Source organism: Sorangium sp. So ce363 (assembly GCF_051520435.1).
GTDB classification, from domain to species: Bacteria; Myxococcota_A; Polyangia; order Polyangiales; family Polyangiaceae; genus Sorangium; species Sorangium cellulosum_B.
This window is the reverse complement of record NZ_CP150333.1, coordinates 4,623,856-4,642,142: the sequence shown is the minus strand read 5'-3', so window position 1 is coordinate 4,642,142 and position 18,287 is coordinate 4,623,856. Positions and strand designations below refer to the sequence as shown.

The 18,287-nt window shown below is 71.4% G+C and carries 18 protein-coding genes; 11 read left to right on the top strand and 7 right to left on the bottom strand.

Annotated features, from left to right (window positions below; genetic code table 11):
* Window positions 1-73: 73 nt before the first annotated feature.
* On the top strand, window positions 74-859 hold the full coding sequence (locus WMF12_RS17665) for a hypothetical protein (RefSeq protein ID WP_437872700.1): 786 nt from the start codon (window positions 74-76) through the stop codon (window positions 857-859).
* On the opposite strand, the gene WMF12_RS17660 is transcribed toward WMF12_RS17665, so the two are convergent.
* Window positions 860-2,524 (bottom strand): NTP transferase domain-containing protein, encoded by a 1,665-nt coding sequence (locus WMF12_RS17660; protein ID WP_437872699.1) that lies wholly within the window; start codon window positions 2,522-2,524, stop codon window positions 860-862.
* Window positions 2,525-2,756: 232 nt separating this feature from the next.
* Between WMF12_RS17660 and WMF12_RS17655 the strand changes: the two genes are divergently transcribed.
* The 4 genes from WMF12_RS17655 to WMF12_RS17640 are packed head-to-tail and all read left to right on the top strand — an operon-like array spanning window position 2,757 to window position 6,761.
* A complete protein-coding gene (locus tag WMF12_RS17655; RefSeq protein ID WP_437746809.1) occupies window positions 2,757-3,218 on the top strand; it encodes a (2Fe-2S)-binding protein in 462 nt (153 codons plus the stop codon).
* The gene (locus WMF12_RS17650) at window positions 3,215-5,350 is read left to right on the top strand and encodes a molybdopterin cofactor-binding domain-containing protein (protein WP_437746808.1); all 2,136 of its coding nucleotides are present in this window, start codon (window positions 3,215-3,217) and stop codon (window positions 5,348-5,350) included. Before WMF12_RS17655 ends, WMF12_RS17650 begins: the two co-directional genes overlap by 4 nt.
* Before the next feature lie 9 nt (window positions 5,351-5,359).
* Window positions 5,360-5,953 carry a hypothetical protein gene (locus WMF12_RS17645; protein WP_437872698.1) on the top strand — a complete coding sequence of 198 codons (594 nt, stop codon included), beginning with the start codon at window positions 5,360-5,362 and terminating at the stop codon, window positions 5,951-5,953.
* Window positions 5,954-6,005: 52 nt separating this feature from the next.
* On the top strand, window positions 6,006-6,761 hold the full coding sequence (locus WMF12_RS17640) for a hypothetical protein (protein WP_437872697.1): 756 nt from the start codon (window positions 6,006-6,008) through the stop codon (window positions 6,759-6,761).
* A 128-nt stretch (window positions 6,762-6,889) separates the two neighbouring features.
* Here the strand turns inward: WMF12_RS17640 and WMF12_RS17635 are convergent, their stop codons facing one another.
* The 3 genes from WMF12_RS17635 to WMF12_RS17625 all read right to left on the bottom strand — a co-directional run bounded on the left by WMF12_RS17635 (window position 6,890) and on the right by WMF12_RS17625 (window position 9,646).
* Entirely contained in the window at window positions 6,890-7,630 is a 741-nt protein-coding gene (locus WMF12_RS17635) for a hypothetical protein (protein WP_437872696.1), read from the bottom strand.
* Between the two features lie 87 nt (window positions 7,631-7,717).
* Entirely contained in the window at window positions 7,718-8,482 is a 765-nt protein-coding gene (locus tag WMF12_RS17630) for a zinc-dependent peptidase (protein ID WP_437553398.1), read from the bottom strand.
* A 195-nt stretch (window positions 8,483-8,677) separates the two neighbouring features.
* Window positions 8,678-9,646 carry an aldo/keto reductase gene (locus WMF12_RS17625; RefSeq protein ID WP_437872695.1) on the bottom strand — a complete coding sequence of 323 codons (969 nt, stop codon included), beginning with the start codon at window positions 9,644-9,646 and terminating at the stop codon, window positions 8,678-8,680.
* Window positions 9,647-9,869: 223 nt separating this feature from the next.
* On the opposite strand from WMF12_RS17625, the gene WMF12_RS17620 reads away from it, so the two are divergent.
* From WMF12_RS17620 to WMF12_RS17605, 4 genes are all read left to right on the top strand, one after another.
* Window positions 9,870-10,910 (top strand): AraC family transcriptional regulator, encoded by a 1,041-nt coding sequence (locus tag WMF12_RS17620; RefSeq protein WP_437872694.1) that lies wholly within the window; start codon window positions 9,870-9,872, stop codon window positions 10,908-10,910.
* 243 nt (window positions 10,911-11,153) lie between these two features.
* Entirely contained in the window at window positions 11,154-11,804 is a 651-nt protein-coding gene (locus tag WMF12_RS17615; protein WP_437746802.1) for a DUF47 domain-containing protein, read from the top strand.
* Between the two features lie 10 nt (window positions 11,805-11,814).
* A complete protein-coding gene (locus WMF12_RS17610) occupies window positions 11,815-12,825 on the top strand; it encodes an anion permease (protein WP_437872693.1) in 1,011 nt (336 codons plus the stop codon).
* A gap of 118 nt (window positions 12,826-12,943) precedes the next feature.
* Window positions 12,944-13,528, top strand: coding sequence for a hypothetical protein (locus WMF12_RS17605; protein ID WP_437872692.1), 585 nt, complete (start codon window positions 12,944-12,946; stop codon window positions 13,526-13,528).
* A gap of 16 nt (window positions 13,529-13,544) precedes the next feature.
* Here WMF12_RS17605 and WMF12_RS17600 read toward each other — a convergent pair whose 3' ends face one another.
* Complete coding sequence (locus tag WMF12_RS17600; RefSeq protein WP_437872691.1) at window positions 13,545-14,498, bottom strand: hypothetical protein; 954 nt, start codon at window positions 14,496-14,498, stop codon at window positions 13,545-13,547.
* 43 nt (window positions 14,499-14,541) lie between these two features.
* A complete protein-coding gene (locus WMF12_RS17595) occupies window positions 14,542-15,531 on the bottom strand; it encodes a cupin domain-containing protein (protein ID WP_437872690.1) in 990 nt (329 codons plus the stop codon).
* 133 nt (window positions 15,532-15,664) lie between these two features.
* Between WMF12_RS17595 and WMF12_RS17590 the strand changes: the two genes are divergently transcribed.
* Window positions 15,665-16,204 carry a DUF4345 domain-containing protein gene (locus WMF12_RS17590; protein ID WP_437872689.1) on the top strand — a complete coding sequence of 180 codons (540 nt, stop codon included), beginning with the start codon at window positions 15,665-15,667 and terminating at the stop codon, window positions 16,202-16,204.
* A 92-nt stretch (window positions 16,205-16,296) separates the two neighbouring features.
* Here the strand turns inward: WMF12_RS17590 and WMF12_RS17585 are convergent, their stop codons facing one another.
* Window positions 16,297-17,427 (bottom strand): hypothetical protein, encoded by a 1,131-nt coding sequence (locus WMF12_RS17585; protein ID WP_437872688.1) that lies wholly within the window; start codon window positions 17,425-17,427, stop codon window positions 16,297-16,299.
* A 295-nt stretch (window positions 17,428-17,722) separates the two neighbouring features.
* Between WMF12_RS17585 and WMF12_RS17580 the strand changes: the two genes are divergently transcribed.
* Complete coding sequence (locus WMF12_RS17580; protein ID WP_437872687.1) at window positions 17,723-18,223, top strand: hypothetical protein; 501 nt, start codon at window positions 17,723-17,725, stop codon at window positions 18,221-18,223.
* Window positions 18,224-18,287 lie beyond the last annotated feature (64 nt).

Here is an 18,287-nt window from a genome sequence, read left to right as displayed (position 1 = left end):
CCCAGGTTGACATTCCCACGACCGGGGCGCGACGACCCGGCGACCCGACCCAGGTTGACGGATGAGGAGAGAGATGCATCGATTTGTCTTCAGAACGTGCGGAACCCTGGCCACGATGTGCCTGCTCACGCTCGTGGCTTGCGGTGACGACGAGGCCTCCGACGAGACGTCGACGTCGACGTCGACGTCGGGGAGCGGGGGCGCCGGCGCTTCAGGCTCGGCGGCCTCGACAGGCTCGGGCGGCACGGGCGGGTCAGGTGAGGGAGGCGCGGGCGGCGGCGCGACGGGCTGTCCCGAGCTCGTTGGCCGCGTCCCTATGCCGGAGCTCGGGCCGTGGATGTATGGGCCTCACCCCGGACCGTGCGCCCAGACGGACACGGAGACGGACACGGGACAGGAGATATCGTTCGTTTACGAGTACGATGGCCAGCGTCTCGTCGGAGCGGTCGAGACGCTGGGCAGCGAAACCCACACACACACCTTCGACTACGAGGGCGAGCGCATGGTCCGCATGACCCGGACCGGCGCGGCCGACACCCGTGTCCTCGAAATCGACTACAACGACGACGCGCGGGCGATCACCTATGGTAACGACGACTACTTCGTTCGATACGATCGCGACGACCAGGGGCGCCCCGCTCAGCTGACGTTCGACCGCTTTTCGGATGATCTGCCGACCATCACGACGGAGATCGTCTACGAGGGTTGTCGTCTCCTCCGCCGGGAGCAGGGGGTGAGCCCGCTCGACGGCGCGCCCAGCCCATCGATCCCGGCCTTCACCTACGTCTTCGACGGCGATCTGCTGGTCGAGCGCCTCGGGGACACGCTGCACACCGTTTACGACTACAGCTGCTGGTGATCAGCTCGGCGGGTTCGCCGGCGCGTGGCCGCCGAGCGCGCGCACGTCGTCGGCCGTATCGACGTCGATCGCCCCGCCCGCCCAGTCGATCGCCGCGACGTCCTCGACGCGCAGCAGGCGGCCGGCGCCCTGGTCGCCCTGGAGGCGCGAGAGCGCGTCCCAGCGAGATCGGTCGAACACCGCCGGCGCGCCCGCGACGCCGCTGAACCGCGACGCGGCGATCGGCGCGCCCGCGAGCCAGGCGTCCCGCAGCGCGGTGAGGTGCTCGACCGTGAGCAGGGGCTGGTCCGCGAGCGCGATCAGGAGCGCGTCGGCCTTCGAGGCCTCCGCCCACCGGACCGCGGCGCGGACCGAGGAGGCGATGCCCTCTTCCCAGCCATCGTTCGCGATGTGCGCGACCTCCAGATCGCCGAGAGCGCGCGCGACCGCGCCGGCATTGGCGCCGAGCACGACGCCGACCGGCCCGGAACGCGCCTCGACGCACGTGGCCGCCACGCGCCGGACGAGCGGCGCGCCGTCGAGCTCGACGAGCTGCTTGGGGCGACCGAGGCGACGTGAGCCGCCGGCGGCGAGCACGACCAGCGCCACGCGCGCGTGCAGAGGCCGGGCGCGGGCGCGGAGCTTCCCCCCCTGCGCCCGGCGCGCGACGGCCTGGAGCTCGCCCACGATCGAGAGCGCGATCTGCTCGGGCGTCTCGGCGCCGAGATCGAGGCCGATCGGCGCGTGGATCCGCGGATCGTCGCCGGGGTGGCCGATCTCGGCGAGGAGATCGCGCGTGCGGCGCGCGGGCCCGAGCACGCCGATGTAGCGAGCGCGCGACGCGAGGGCGACGGCGAGCGCGTCGCGATCCGGCGTGACCTGATGGTGCATGATCACGACGTACGGCTCGGCCGCGGCGTCGATGAGCGCGCGGAGGCGATCCGCCGCGCCGCCGGTCGAGACGACGCGATCCGCGGCGCGGAACCGGGACGCCTGGCGGATCGTGGGACCGGCGACCGTGACCCGGAACCCGACCGACGTCGCGAGCGTGACGATGGACACCGCGTCGTGCCCACCCCCGAGCACGAAGAGCTGCGGCGACGGCGCGATCTTCTCGACGAGCACGGAGATCCCCAGCCCGTCGAGCTCCACGACGCCGGCCGGCCCCCGCGCCGCGGCCTCGATCGCGGAGCGCGCGGCCGGATCGGTCACCGGGTGCGCGAGCGCGCACGGCGGACCGAACGCGAGGCGCGCGCCGACCCGGACCGCGCCGGCCGTCGAGCGGATCACCGTGGCCAGCGTGCCGGCGGTCTCCTCCGCGAAGCAGGCGGCGGCGAACGCGAGCGCGTCGTGGGTCGCTCCGGCGGCGACGTGCTCGAGCAGGACATCGACGACGCCGTTGCAGCCGAGCCCCACCCCCCACGTCTCTCCGTCTTCGGTGGTCGAGTCGTAAGTGACCACCACGGCGCCATCGCGGCACCGGTGCTCTCCGCGGAGCATCACGTCGCCCTCGAGGCAGCCGCCGCTCACACACCCGGATACCCAGCGATCGCCGGCGACCAGCATCCGCGCGCCCGGACGCCGGTACGACGACCCCGACACCCGCACGACCGTCGCGAGGAGAAACGGTGACCGCTCTGCCACCAATGTCGCCGCTTCGCGCACGATCCGCTCGAGCTCGTTCATGCGCTCGGCATCATTCACCCTTCGTGACGCGCCCGCCAGGGCGTTCGTCGTCGCTGGCGACGCTGGTGACGCTGGTGACCACCGAATCGCCCTCCTCACCGCTCGGTCGGTCGCGCTCGGGGGTGCGAGCGTGACAGAGCGCCGGCGAGCCGCGGGTCGATGTTGAAGAAATGATAAGAACATGTGCAGTCGCTTGACGGCGCGTCAGCCCAAAAGTATGAGCTGAACGGCCATGAAGCTCGATGTCAACGGCGTTGTTCGTGACGTGGATGCCAGTCCGGAGATGCCCCTGCTCTGGGTGCTCCGTGATCTGCTGGGATTGACCGGCACAAAATACGGCTGTGGCATGGCCCAGTGCGGCGCCTGCACGGTCCACCTCGACGGCAAACCCGCGCGATCGTGCGTCCTGCCGGTGTCCAGCGTCGGGGCGCGCAAGGTGACGACGATCGAGGGCCTGTCGCCCGACGGGTCGCACGCGGTGCAGCAGGCGTGGGCGCAGGCCGACGTCGTCCAGTGCGGCTACTGCCAGTCCGGGCAGATCATGACCGCGGTCGCCTTGCTCGAACAGAAGCCCGATCCGAGCGACGCCGACATCGATGCCGCGCTGTCCGGCAACGTGTGTCGCTGCGGGACGTACGTTCGTGTACGCGAAGCGGTGATTCTCGCGTCGAGGCTCAAGCGAGGTGGCAAGTGACCGTCTCCCGGCGTGACTTCTTGCAAGCGGCCGCGGGCTCGGCGGCCGGGCTCCTGATCAGCTTCTACGTCCCGCAGGGGGTCCGCGCCGCGCCGAAGGCGGCGCAGCCGCCGCCGCTCTCGCCGAACGCGTTCGTCCGCGTCGGCACCGACGAGTCCGTGACCGTGGTGCTCGCGCACTCCGAGATGGGCCAGGGCATCTGGACCGGGCTCGCGATGCTGATCGCCGAGGAGCTCGAGTGCGACTGGTCGAAGGTGCGGTCGGAGCACGCGCCGGCCGCGCCGGTCTACGGCCATCCGGTGTTGCAGTTCCAGATGACCGGGGGGTCGTCGACGACGAACAGCGAGTTCGAGCGGTACCGCACCGTCGGCGCGATGGCGAGAGACATGCTGCTGCGCGCGGCGGCCGCCCGGTGGAAGGTCTCGCCCGCGGCGTGCACCGCCGCGAACGGCGTCGTCACCCACGGCAAGGACAAGCTGACCTATGGCCAGCTCGCCGAGGAGGCGATGAAGCTGGCCCCGCCGGCGAAGGTGAAGCTGAAGGACCCCAAGGACTGGAAGCTGATCGGCACCCTCGTGCGCCGCATCGACACGCCGGAAAAAGTCACGGGCAAGGCGCAGTTCGGGCTCGACGTGCACTTCCCCGGGCTCCGCACCGCCGTGGTGCTGCGCCCGCCGGCGTTCGGCGCCAAGCTCGTCAAGTTCGACCCGGCCGACGCCCTCAAGGTGCCCGGCGTCGAGAAGGTCGTCCCCACCGCAAACGGCGTCGCCGTCGTCGCCGCGCATTTCTGGGCCGCCAAGCTCGGGCGCGACGCGCTCCGCGCCGAGTGGGCGCAGCCCGAGGGAGGCGGGGCCGACAGCGCCAAGCTGCTCGCCGAGTTCCACGCGAAGGCGCGGACGCCCGGCGCCGTCGCCGCCAACGTCGGCAAGGTGGAAGAGGCGCTCGCCGCCGCCAAATCCCGGCTCGAGGCGGAGTACGACGTGCCCTACCTGGCGCACGCGCCGATGGAGCCGCTCAACTGCACGGTCAAGATCGACGGCGATCGCTGCGAGATCTGGACCGGCACGCAGTTCCAGACCGGCGACCAGATGGCCGCGGCGAAGATCCTCGGCACGACGCCCGACAAGGTCCAGATCCACACGACGTTCCTCGGCGGCGGCTTCGGGCGGCGCGCCAGCCCCGTGGCGGATTTCGTCGGGGAGGCCGTGATCGTCGCGAAGGCCGCCGGCGTGCCGGTGAAGGTCGTGTGGACGCGCGAGGACGACATGCGCGGCGGCTTTTACCGCCCCGCCTACGTCCACCGGATCCAGGTCGGCGTCGACGCGCGCGGCCTGCCGTCGGCGTGGGATCACGTGGTCGTGGGCCAGTCGATCGTCGCCGGCACGCCGCTCGAGTCGTTCGTCACGAGGAACGGCGTCGACTCCACCTCGGTGGAAGGGATCGCCGAGTCGCCCTATATCGAGCGGACGCCCGCGCTCCGCGTGTCGCTGCACTCGCCGAGGACGCCGGTCACCGTGCTGTGGTGGCGCTCGGTCGGCAACACCCACACGGCCTTCGCGGTGGAGAGCATGGTGGACGAGCTGGCGCACGCCGCAGGGCAGGATCCGCTCGCGTACCGCCTCGAGCTGCTCAAGGACAAGCCGCGGCATGCGAACGCGCTGAAGGTCGCCGCCGAGAAGGCCGGCTGGGGCACCGCGCCCGCGCCGGGACGGGCGCGGGGGCTCGCGATGCACGAGTCGTTCGGATCCATCATCGCCGAGGTGGCCGAGGTCTCGATCGAGAAGGGGCGCATCCGCGTCCACTCGGTCACCTGCAGCGTCGATTGCGGTACGGCGGTGAACCCGCTCGGCATCGAGGCGCAGATCCAGGGCAGCGTCGCCTTCGGCCTCACGGCCGCGCTCTACGGCAAGATCAACATCGCCGAGGGGAAGGTCCAGGAGAGCAACTTCCACGACTATCCCATGCTCCGGATGTTCGACATGCCGCGCATCGCCGTCCATCTCATCCCGAGCAAGGCCAAGATGGGCGGCATCGGGGAGCCCGCCACCGCGCCGATCGCGCCTGCCGTGGCGAACGCAGTGTTCGCGCTGACCAAGCAGCGGCTGCGCTCCCTTCCGTTTCGCCTCGCCTAGGAACTGACCATGATCCGATCCTCTCTTGTCCTCGCCTCTCTCCTCGCCGCGTGCGGGGGACAGACGCCCGGGGTCTCGCCCGCGCCCTCGCCGTCGCCGGTCAGCCGCGAGACCGCCCTCGCCGCGTTCGAGACCGTGCGCGGCGTCCTCCAGCACCCGCGCTGCCAGAACTGTCACCCCGCCGGCGACGTGCCGCTCCAGGGCGATGAGGGCCGCCTGCACACGCAGTTCGTGCTCCGCGGACCCACGGGCCACGGCATGCCAGGCGCGGAGTGCACGACGTGCCACGGGCCGACCAACCCGCCGAACAGCTTTGGCACGCACGTGCCGCCGGGCGTCTCGAAGGGCTGGCACATGCCGCCGCCCGAGATGCCGATGGTGTTCGTCGGTGTCGCCCCGGGCGCCTTGTGCGAGCAGATCAAGGATCCGAAGCGCAATGGCGGCAAGGACATGGCGGCGTTGCGCGTCCACCTCGAGGATCCCCTCGTGACCTGGGGCTGGAACCCTGGCGCTGGCCGCACGCCCATCCCGACGCCCTACGCCGAGTTCGTCGCTGCATGGGAGACCTGGGCCCGCGCCGGCGCGCCCTGCCCTGGTGGATGATCGACGGTCACGCGCTTCGCCGTCGGGCAGCGCCTGCTCTATGATGCGGCGCATGGGGTCGTGTCCCGCCTCGACATCGGGTCCGTGTCGGAGCGCCGGCGGCGCGTGGCCGGCTCTCCTGCAGCTCCTCCTGCTCGCCGCGCTCGGCGGATGCAGCGTCGAGGAGCGCCGCTTCGTCGACCGGGGCGGTGGCGGCGGCGCTGGCGGAACGGGTGGCGCGGGCGAGACGAGCAGCGACGCCACGTCGACCAGCGACGCCGCGTCGAGCACCGGTTCCGGCGGCAGCTGCACGGGGCCATCGGACTGCCCTGCCCCGCCAGAGCCCTGCCAGGTCCCGGCGTGCGTCGCCGGAAAGTGCGGCACGGCGCCGCTGCCGGAAGGGACCGAGATCGCGCCGAAGACGGGCGACTGCCAGCGCCTCCTCTGCGATGGGCGCGGCGCGCAGGTCGCCGTCGCCGCCGATGAGCCGGAGGATGATCACAACCCATGCACGTCGGACACCTGCGTGGGGACGACGCCCAAGCACACGCCGCAGCCAGGGTCCTGCCCCACGGGACGCTGCGACGACGCGGGCAACTGCGTGCCGACCGAGTGCTCGCGGGACGCCGAGTGCGGCACCTCGACGGAATGCATCCGATTCACCTGCAATGATGGCCTCTGCGCGGCGCAGCCCGCGCCAGCAGGCACCTTGTGCAACTCCCTGCAAGATCAGTGCGACGGCGCCGGCAGGTGCATCGACTGCGTGAACAGCGGCGGGTGCGGCGAATGCTGCACCTGCTCCGCAGCTGGCGTGTGCGTCCCGGCATAAGGCACTCCTGAAGGCCGCGCCCCGGCCCAGGTCAGCGTCGGCGGCGGCGCCTGTCTCGGTCCATCCTCGGCGGCCGCAGGACACGCGACGAGCCATGGCCCTGACGCCCCTGCCGACGAGGGCGGGCGTCAGTCGACGCTGACGCTGGTCACGGCGGTCCAGTCGTTGCGGCCGTCGGCCGAGACGAAGTGGAAGCGGAGCGTGTCCTCGTGGCGAGCGGTCGAGACGACGGCCGCGCAGGCGCCGACGAAGTCGTCCTCGCGGCAGGTGTCGCGGAGATCGCCGCCGTCGTCGAGCACGCCGACGCGGACCGGGGCCGCGTTCTCCCGCAGGTACGGGGCAGCGATGAGCTCGGCCGGGGCCAGCGGTGCGGGGACGGGCGCGTCGAGGTCCCAGAGGCGAAGGTGCTTTGCGTCGGTGAGGTGGGCGTAGAGCCGCTCGACTTCCTTGCCGGCGTCCTCCTCGACGGCGAGGGCGAGAAGCAGGACGCGGTCGTCCTCGCGGGCGCGAGCGCGGGCCTTGAACGAGAGCGGCGCGCGCAGCGTGACGACGGCGGGGAAACGGCCCTCCGGCGGGCGGAAGCGGACCAGGGTGCGTCCCAGCGGACGAGGAGGCGTGAGCCCCGCCGGGCCGCTCGGGTCATGGGGAAAGAGGAGGTACGCGGCGAGGAGGAGGACAGGCTCTGGCGCGCCGCGGAGGAGGCCGTCGTGGCCGGAGGCGAGCTCGAGCGCGGTGATGTCGAGGCGAAGGCGGAACGAGCGCACGCGCCTCGCGGGCGGCGCGGCGACCGCAGGCGACGCGGGAGACGCCGGGCGAGGAGCGGAGGACGCGCCGGCCTTGCGAGACCTGCCTTTGCGCTTTCGGGCCATCGGGGGAGCCGGGAGATACCACGACCGGCGGCGCTCGGGCGATCGGCCCGCGCGCGGCGACGGCGGCGCCGACGGCGGGCGGCGCCGCTACCGGCCGGCCGGGTCCTGGCAGTAGAACGCCTTCAGCTGCTCGTAGAGCTCCGGGTGCTTCGCCCTGAGCTTCCGTGGCTTCTCGAAGAAGGCCTCGGTGACGACGGCGAAGAACTCGGCCGGGTTCGTCGCGCCGTACGGGTCGATGACCGTGCGCTTGAGGCTCGCCTCGTCGCGGAGGAGGCGCTCGTACTCGCGGCCGAGGATGCGCGCCCACGCCGCGTACATCGAGCGCTCGGGCAGCTCGGGCGCGCCGTCGGCGGGGCCTTCCTCCTGGTCGAGCTGGTGCGCGAACTCGTGGAGCACGAGGTTGTGACCGTCGCTCATGTCCGCCGCGCCCGCGAGCACGCCGTCCCACGCGAGCACGACCGACCCCCGCGACCACGACTCTCCGAGCCGCGCGTGATCGCCCTCGACGACGACGCCTCCCTCCCGCACCTCCCGGCCGCGGGCCACGTAGGTGCTCGGGTAAACGAGGACGACCTCGAGCTCAGGGTAGTAGTCGGTCTCGCGGTGCAAGAGGAGGAGGCACGCCTGCGCCGCCACCGTGACCCGGATCTCGTCGGTGATCTCCAGGCCGCCGCACCCCTCGAACGGCTTCTCGTCCAGAAAGACCTGGATATGCCCGAGGAGCTCCTGCTGGTCCTCGGCCGGAAGGCGGCCGAAGCAGGGCACGTTCCGGTCGAGGATCTCGCGCCACGCGGGCGGAAAGGGCTCACGGCGGACGGCGTCGCGCCGCCGCTTCCTGAGAAAGGCCAGCATCGACGACCACCTTACCCGCTCGCGTGGCGCTGTCGGAAGAGCGGTGAGCGGCCCTCGCGGAGCGCCCGTGCCGCAGCAGCGGATCAGCAGCGGATCAGCAGCGGAGCACCACCGGCTGCTGCCATGGCAGCAACGAGGGCCCACGGCGCCGCCCTGAGCAGGCGTGCCGCCTGCGGCGGTTCGTCAGCGCCGGCTCTACGCCTGCGCCGTCGCCTGCGCCGCGCCGACCGGGCGTGCGCCCGACGCGGGCACCGCCTCCGGCGCCGATCCCGCCTGGCTCAAGCGCCGCTTCGCCTCGGTGACGACCTCGCTCGGCAGGGGGCCCTTCCTCGCGAACTCCAGGTTGTCGCGCAGGTGCTTCGGGTTCCGGGTCCCGACGATCGTGGTGCTGAGTCCCGGGTGCGACAGCGTGAAGCGCAGGGTGAACTCGATCCGGGTCAGGCCATCGAGCAGCTCGTCGAGCCTGGCTCGCTCCCACCGGTCCTGCATCGTCGCGCCAGGCAGCATGGTATTCGTGCGCTGCCAGTCGGTGGGCGCGCCGCGCGCCACGCCGCCGCGGATGATGGTCCCGGCGCCGGCCTGGGCGGCCTTGCTGATCACCTCTTCGTGCTCGCGCTGCAGCGCGGAGTACGGGATCTGGAAGGCGTCGAAGACGCCGAGCTCGATCTGCTCGACCAGGTTGGGCAGCGTGCCCGAGACGCCGAGGAAGCGCACCTTCCCCTCGCTCTTGAGCTTCAGCGCCTCTTCCAGGGCGCCGTCCTGCTCGAGCTCCTGCCGGGTGAGGCTCCGGTGAAACTGCACCAGATCGAGGTGGTCCGTCTTCAGCAGGCGCAAGCTGTTCTCGACGCCGTGCCGGATGTTCTGCGCCGTATGCACGTGCTCGCCCTGGGCTCCGCCGACGACGCACCCGCATTTCGAGGCCAGGAAGTACTCGTGCCTGCGGTGCGAGAGGAAGCGCCCGATCCGCTCCTCGCTGCGACCGTAATCGATGGAGGTGTCGATGAAGTTGATCCCGGCGTCCAGCACGTCGTTCAGAATGCGCTCCGCCTCCTGATCCGAGAGCTCAGGGCCCCGCGGAGCGCCTCGCAGCTCCATGGCGCCGAAACCGAGGGTGGTGACGCGGACGCCAGTGCGTCCGAGCAGGCGAGTGGGCAGATCGGTCATGGTCTTCCTCCGAGAGCGAACACGAGCTGGTCGCAACGGCTGGTTGCGCCCCTGAGCGAGGGATATTGGTATTCCGCGTCACACACACGACGCGCGATTCGCGGCTGCGCTGGGCGCCCCCGCAATCTGCACCTGCAGAGTCTGCAAACCGTGAGCCAAGGGCGGGCCAGGCGGAACGCCGCTTGACGCCGCCGCCCCTCGCAGAAACCCTGGCTCCTCCTCCGTGACCCCGCGCCCCGCGACCCAGCCGGCCACGGTCTTCGCGCAGGCGCTCGGCATCGCGGTCGTGACCGCCTCGCAGCGCGACGGCATCGCGCCGGCCGAGGTGTGTGCGCGGGTCGGCGTCGACCCCGCGGTGCTCGGCCGCCCCGACGCGCGGGTGACGCACGACGAGCTCTGCCGCGCGTGGGCCGCGTTCTCGGCTGCGGACGAGTCGTTCGGCCTGCGCGCCGCGGTGCTCGTCGACGCCGCGCCTCAGTCGCTCGTCGAGTACACGTTCGCGAGCGCGGGCGACGTGCGCGGCGCGGTGCGGGCGTTCCTGCGCTTCCAGCGGCTCATCCACGACGCCGCCGCGCACACGTTCGAGGAGGGGCCGGCCCACGTGACGTTCCGCTTCGCGCTCGCGCCCGGCCACACGGCCCCGAGCGCGGTGTGGGACTACCTCGCGGCGACCACCGTCCTGCGCTTCCGGCGCGCCGCGACGCCCCCCCGCGAGCCCACGGTCGTCCGCCTCGTGCGCCCGCCGCCCGCGGACGGCGCGCTCGCGCGCAGCGTCTTCCGCGCGCCCATCCGCTACGGCGAGCCGCGCGCCGAGGTCGAGTACCCGAGGGCGCTCCTCGACGCGCGGATGAGCACCACCGACCCGATGCTCTACGCGCTCCTCGCTCAGCAGCTCGAGCGCGCGCTCGGCCTGCCCGCGGGCGAGCACCGCGTGCTGCCGCGCGCCGAGGAGGACGTGCTCGCGCGCGTGCGGCGCGAGCTGCGCACGGCGATCCCGCAGGGCGAGGCCACGCTCGACCACGTCGCGCGCGCCGTCGGCCAGAGCGCGCGCAGCCTCCAGCGCCGGCTGTCCGAGCGCGGGACGAGCTTCCAGGCGATCGTCGATGACGCGCGGCGCGCGATGGCCGAGGAGCTCCTCGCGGCGCACCGCGCGACCGTGACCGAGGCGGCGTTCGCGGTCGGGTTCACCGACGTCGCCGCGTTCACCCGCGCGTTCAAGCGCTGGAACGGCGTGCCGCCCGGCGCGTGGTCCCGCCGCCGCTGAGTTGCTCCGGCGTGGGCGCGGCGTCGAGCGACCCCCGGCGGCGCAGGCCCCGAACCACCGCGACCGCCGACGTTCCCCTCGAGACGCCCGTGACCACGGACACGAGGGTAAATTTTTCCTACCCCTCTACACAACGCTTCGATAAGACCTTACACAGCCGCGGCGGCGGCTGCCCGGCGCGAAGCGCCCGCATCGAGCGTCACGTGCTCGTGCTAGGATGCGCCCGCCCGCCAAGAAAGGTCCATGATGTGGCTCGATCGGGTCATCAAATCGCTCTTACCTCGTGAAGAGCACTTCTTCGACTTGCTCGAGCGGGGCGCCGACTGCGCGCTGCAGAGCGCCAACGTCCTCTCGGAGTGCTGCAGCGCCCGGAGCGCCAGCGAGAGGCAAGCCCTGGTCTCGCGGATCACCGACGTCGAGCACGCCGCCGACGCGGTGATCCGCGACGTCTACGACGCTCTCAACAAGACGTTTGTCACGCCGCTCGATCGCTCCGACATCTACGCCCTGGCGACCGACCTCGAGAACGTCTCGGATCGCGTCCACTCCACGATGATGCGGGTCGTGGTCCACGCCATGGAGGATCTCCCGCCGGCGAGCCAGGAGCTCGCCGCCAAGATCCTGGAAGGATGTAGCGAGATCAACAGCGCCGTCAAGCTGCTCCGTGGGATGAAGCGGGTGTCGGAGATATACCGGCATTGCAAGGCCATCGCCAAGCTCGAGCACGACGGCGATCAGATATTCCGCTCGGCGATCGTCGAGCTCTTCAACACCGAGAAGGACGCCATCCACCTCATCAAGCACAAGGAGTTCCTCGAGGGGCTCGAGAACACGCTCGACGCCTGCGATGACGTCGCCAACGCGCTGGAGGCGCTGGTGATCAAGAACGCCTGAGGGGCGCGCCATGAACACTCTCCTCGTCACGCTGACCCTCGTGATCGTGGTCGCGCTCGTCTTCGACTACATCAACGGCTTCCACGACACGGCCAACGCCATCGCCACGGTGGTGAGCACCGGAGTCCTCCCCATCCGCACCGCCGTGCTGCTCGCGGCGCTGTTCAACTTCGGGGGCGCGCTCACCGGCACGGCGGTGGCGAGCACCATCGGGAAAGGGCTCATCGTCCCTTCGGCGGTGACCCAGGTGGTGGTGCTCAGCGCTCTCGTCGGCGCGATCTTCTGGAACCTCTTCACCTGGTATTTCGGTATCCCATCGTCGTCGTCTCACGCCCTCGTGGGCGGGCTCGTGGGCGCGGGCGCCGGGCGTGCGGGCACCGCGGCCGTGCAGGGGGCGGGGCTCTTGAAGGTGATCAAGAGCCTGATCATCAGCCCCGTCGTGGGCTTCGCGATCTCCTTCCTCGGGATGATCGCCATCTTCTGGATCGTCCGGCGCACCCGACCGGCGGTGGTCAATCGGCGCTTCCGGATCCTGCAGATGGTCTCCGCGGGCTTCATGGCGCTCTCGCACGGGAGCAACGACGCCCAGAAGACCATGGGCATCATCACCATGGCGCTGGTCGCGTACGGCGCGATCCCCGCGGGCCACGGCGACTTCCATGTGCCGCTCTGGGTGGTCTTCGCCTGCGCGACGGCCATGGCCCTCGGCACGGCGGCGGGCGGGGTGCGGATCATCAAGACCATGGGCACCAAGATCATCGACCTCAAGCCGATTCATGGCTTCGCGGCCGAGACCAGCGCGGCGGCGACCATCTTGACCTCATCGTTCCTGGGGATGCCGGTGTCGACGACACACGTGATCACCGGCTGCATCATGGGCGCGGGCGCGAGCCAGCGGGTGAGCGCGGTGCGCTGGGGCGTGACCACGCGCATCCTCTGGGCGTGGGTGCTCACGATCCCGGTGAGCGCCGTCGTGGCCTGGGCCTGCTATCTCGGGCTCTCGTCGATCCTCGGCGGTTGAGCGTCGACGCGCCGCGCCGCGCCGCCATCGCTGACCGCTGACCGCTGACCGCTGACCGCTGACCGTTGACCGCTGACCGCTGACCGCTGACCGCCGACCGCTTCCCAAGGAGGCCTCCGTGCACCGTCGCCATGCGCTCTGGATCCTGATGCTCTGCCTGGCTCCCCTGCTCGCCGCGTGCGGGCACCCCTGGAAGACCATGCGTGAAGCCGTGCCGAACCCGTTTTACGGCCAGGGGCGCTTCGGGGTCGTCCCGATCGTCTTCTACGGCCTCCAGGTCGGCGACGGCTCCGAGGCCGAGTGGATGGCGGAGAAGGACGCCGAGCAGCAGCAGAGCTGGCAGGAGGACAAGGCGGCGATGAACGAGGAGTTCACGGAGGCGCTGATCGCGACGGCGGCGTCGGAGGGCGTCGCCATCGTCAGGGCGAGGAGCGCAGCCGACGCGCCGTTCTTCCTCCGCGCGAACGTGACGTTCTACGAGCCCGGCATCTTCGCGGTCGTGCTCAACAAGAACACGCGCCTCAAGGCGATGGTGCAGCTCACCGATCCGGCCGGGGGCGTGTTCGACGAGTTCTTGATCGACACCGCGGTGCCAGCCTCGTTGACCAACCCATCGAGCGGAGGGCGCGCGCGGACCGCGGCGAGCCAGCTCGGGAAGCTCGCCGCGAGGTACATCATCCATCGCGTCCAGGGCGAGGACTGAGCGCCGCGGGGCGCGGTCAGCGCGCGATCTGCGCGAGCGTCGCCTCGGCCGACGGCGCGGCGAGCCCCAGCTCCGTGGCTCCGTAGCGCGCGAGCGCCCGGCGGTCTGCCGGCGAGAGCGGCCGCGCGCGGAGCGCCTTCGCCGCCGCGGCGGCGCCCTCACCGCAGGACGCCGGCACGCTCGATCCGTAGCGCAGCGCCCGGTGCGTCCGGATCATCGCGAGCACGTCGAGCGACGCGCCCGCGTAGTGCGCCACCTGATCGAGCAGGAACGTCGCCAGGGGCCGCGGCACGGGCACGCTGTCGAGCGCGTCGGTCAGGCGGAGCTCGTAGACGACACGCTGCTTCGACGGCAGGAACGTGGTCCGGTCGAACGTCGCGTCGCACGATAAGAAGATCTGCGACGTCGGGACCAGCACGCGGACGGACGGGGCCACGTCCCACGCGGCGATCGTGTGGTTCCACGTCGGCCAGAAGAGCCCGACCCCGCGGACGTCGAGCCGGCGCGCGAGCCCGGCGAAGAGCGCCGAGAGCTCGTCGCACTCCGCCGTCGCCGAGGGCCCGGCCGACGACGCGAGCGGAGGGCTCTGCCTCCACGCGGCCCAGATGTGCCAGGCGGTCGGGTTGCGATCGGTGATGCTCCAGCGCAGCCGGAACGGACCGCCGTCGCGCGTCATCTCGAAGAGCGTCCGGACGCGCACGTAGTCGCGGACCCGCCCGGCGCCGCACTCGAGCCCGTGCTCCGCGCAGAAGCGCTCGGCGTCGGGGCGCCGCGCGTCGGCGGCGCACGCGTCGATGCGCTCGCCGAGGCGAGCGGCGAAGTCGCGCATCGGCAGCGCGTCCGGGAGCGCCTGGCTCTCGGTGGCGGCGCAGGTCTCGGCGCGCGCGGGGGCAGCGGGCGCGGTCAGCGCCGCGGCCAGCGCGAGCGCGAGCAGGGGATGCGGTCCGGGGGGCGAGCGGCGGTTCGGCATCCCCCTTCATCGCGCGGCGGCGGCAGAGTGTGACCGGATGCGGTCACGGCCGGGCGCCCGCCATCGGCGCGTGCTCCGCCGTCGCGGCGCCGCGGCGCACGCTGCCCGGCGGCACGCCGAACGCCCGCTTGAACGCCCTGCAGAACGCCGCCTCGGACCCGTAGCCGACGCGCCGCGCGATGTCCGAGAGGGGCTCCGACGTCTGCTGGAGGTGCGCGCGGGCGAGCTGCATCCGCGACTCGGCCAGGTAATGCATCGCGGGCTCGCCGACCAGCTCGGTGAACCGCGCCGCGAACGCCGAGCGGGACATGCGCGCCTCGCGGGCGAGCGACACGAGGCTCCACGGGCGCTCCGGCGAGCGGTGCATCGCGGACAGCGCGCGCCCCACGTGCTCGTCCCGCATGGCGGCGAGCCAGCCGCGGCCCGCTTCGGGCGACGAGCCGAGCCACGACCGGATGGCCTGGACGACGAGGACATCGGCGAGCCGGGTCATGATCGTCTCCCCGCCCGGGCGGAGGGTGAGGGCCTCACGGGAGATGAGGCGCAGGGTGCTGTGGATCCAGCCGGTGTCCTCGTCGTCCCACGCGTCGATGTGCAAGACCCGGGGGAGCTGCGCGACGAGGCGCCGGGCGACGACGTGATCGAAGCGCATCGCGGCGTACGTGACGTGCGTGACCTCGCCGCCTCCGCCGTGGCGCATGATCTCGTATCGTTCGCTGATCTGCTCGACAGGGATCTCGAACAGCGGCGCCGTGCGCGCGCGGGCGCTGCTACGAAAGCGGTGCGGCGTGCCGTGCGGGATCAGCGTGAGGCTTCCCTGCTGGAGGCGCATCGGCGGCGCCCCGTCGACCTCGAGCCAGCAGTGCCCCGCGGTGATCACCTGGAGCGTCATCAGCCCTTCCAGCGAGGGCACGTCGATGCCCCACGGCGCGGAGAGCTCGGCGCGACAGTAGAGGGTGCCCGTCAGCCGCAACAGGTGCAGCGACTCTCCGAGCGGGTCCGGGGCAGGAACGACGCTGCGAGGGCTCGCCACGCGCCACAGCGTGCCCGAGCTTCGACCATACGTCCAGCGATCGTGGACGAACGGCAAACAATGAAAGACTTCCGATGATTGATCGTCCCTTCAGAACGCCGCACGTTGGATGCACCATCCAGCAAGGAGCACCATGCCCAATCGTGCACGCCCCATCCTCGTCATCGGCCCGACAGGTACGACCGGTCGGCGGACCGCGCCCGGCGTCGCGACGATCCCCGTCGCGAGGCGAACAGCGAACCTGCAGGCCCCGCGGCTCGTGACGGCGACGCTGTTCGTCGCCGGCCTGGTGCTCCTCGGGGTCGGCGGCGCGTCGCTCGTCGCGCCCGTCGCCTTCCATGCGAGCAGCGGGATCTCGCTCGGCGAGAGCAGCAGCCTGCTCAGCGAGGCACGGGCCGCAGGTGGCTCCCTCCTGGGCGCCGGCGCGGTGATCCTGCTCGGCGCCTTCGTCTCACGGCTGGCGTTCACCGCGAGCGTGCTCGGCGCGGTGATGTACGTCTCCTACGGCCTCTCACGCCTGCTCAGCATGGCCGTGGACGGGATGCCGGCGCAGGAGCTCGTGCTGGCGACCGCCGTGGAGCTGATTCTCGGCCTCCTGTGTGTCGCGGCGCTCGTCGCGCATCACCGGCACGCAGGCGCCCCGACCCAGGTCGAGGCACCCCGACCAGGTTGACATGACCCGACCCAGGCTGCGGCAGCCTCAACCCGGGTCGGGCCCCCGGCGCCGCTAGGCGGGCGGCGTCCGCCGGGCGCGACCGGCCGCCCTCACTCGATGGTCGACGCCGTGACCATGATCGGGGTGTCATCGTGATTCGAGATCTGCGGATAGGTCGGGTACCACGACCCGCCGATGTTGTTGGTGATCACCGACCGGTCGATGACGATGTTTCCGGAGTGATCGTTGCTCACGAAGAAAATGGCGCTCCCGTGGGCGTTCACCTCGTTTCGCTCGATCCGGGTCCCGCAGAGCGTGAGCGTCATCGTGGTGCCGTCGTTGTAGATGGCCCCGCCGCTGCCGCCGCCCGGCGTCCCGGCCATCGCGGGGTTGCCGCCGTTGCCGAGCGCGCGGTTGTGGGAGAACAGGCTGTTGATGACCGTCCAGGAGACGCCGATGCTGCTGATGCCGCCGCCGTTCGCGCACTCGTTCCCGTAGCCTTCGGCGCCGCCGAAGGTGCTGTTCGCCACGTGGAGCGGCAGGCCGTTGTACTGCATGAACGCCCGGATCCCGGCGCCGCCGATGTCGGGGCCGGTCGGATCACACGTGTTGTTGAAGAAGCGTGAGTTGACGACCTTCAGGCGCCCGCCTTGCGCGAAGATGGCTCCGCCGCCCTCGTCGTCATCGTTCGTCGAGTTGCCCCCAAAGAAGGTGAGGTTCTGGACCGTCAGGCGCGGGTGGTCCTGGTTGTCGCAGTTCGGCGTCGTCCAGACCTGCGCCTCGTCGCAGGTGTTCATGTAGAGGATCCGCCGCTGCCCGCCGCCGCTCAAGGTCACGAGCCCGCCGCCGTCGATCACGATATCGGGGCCAGTATCGTTGAAGATCTTCGCCGTCTCCTCGAGCGTGATGGTGATCGGCTCCGGCCCGCAGTCGAATGTGATGATGCCGCCGGCTGCGACGGCGCTGACGACAGCCTCCGAGGTGCAGCTCTCCGGCGTCCCGTCGCCGATCACCGTCGTCGGTGACGACGTGTCGGCGGCCTGAGCCTCGGCCGGAACAGCGCAGCTCCCCTCCGGGTTGCCTGCCGCGGGGCCATCGCCCTCATGCACCGGAGGCTCCGGGGTCGAGCCGCCCGAGCCCGGGCCGGCTCCCGAGGAGCTCGTCGCTCCGGCGCCACCCGTGCCTGTCCCCACGCCACCCCCATGCTGGTCGTCCCCGCAGGCCACAACCACGGTCGCCATCGACAAGCACAAGATCAGTCCCAGCGATCGCCGCATCACGCCCTCCTCGATCCGAAAGGTTTTGCTCAGCGGCGTGGACACCTCTCGGGCCGCTCGCTCCTCGCGTGGCCAGTCGCCAGCATCATCGCAGAGTACCTCCGTCATGCGGCGGTCCGCTCATCGATCCCACGGCGACCGAAGAGCCCATGGCACACCCGCGACACGGATGTCCCCCGAGATCAGCCACTGCGCCCTGTGAGGTTGGGGGCACACACCAGGCACACACGTTGCACTGAGAGCTCACCGGAGGGACGAGATGCAAACCATGGCGTGGATGGTCGCGGCGCTCCTGGTGGTCGGCTGCGGCGGGGCGGACTTGCCCGAGGGCTGGGAGGATGCGGAGGCGATCGAGGGCCTCACCCAGAGCGAGTGCAAGGCGGGCGCGTACGACGACACGGTGCAGGAGGCGCTTGTGGCGACGCCCGAGCGCGGCGCTGTTCACCTCGAGTACCGCGCCGCGCAGTTCCGATGCGACCAGGAGGTGGAAGGGTTTGTCCGGATCGCCGACAGCAGGGTGGATGTGCTCGTGCAGCCCGTGGACATGGACCCCGGGTCCGTGGCCGGGTGCGACTGCCGCTATGATATCGACATGGCCATCAAGGGCCTGAGCAAGGGGCCTTTGCCGTCGAGCTGTACCGCCGCTGGGACAACATCAACGATCCGAACGATCCGAAGAAGATCGGCTCCACCGAGGTGCAGATCCCCTGAGGGCGGCCGCAAACCGAGGCGGAAGCCGTGGAGCTCCGCCGCACGGTAAGCGATGTGCAGCCCGAGCCCCTGCCCTCGATCCAGGCGCCGAGGCCGCCTGTGCCGGCCCACGA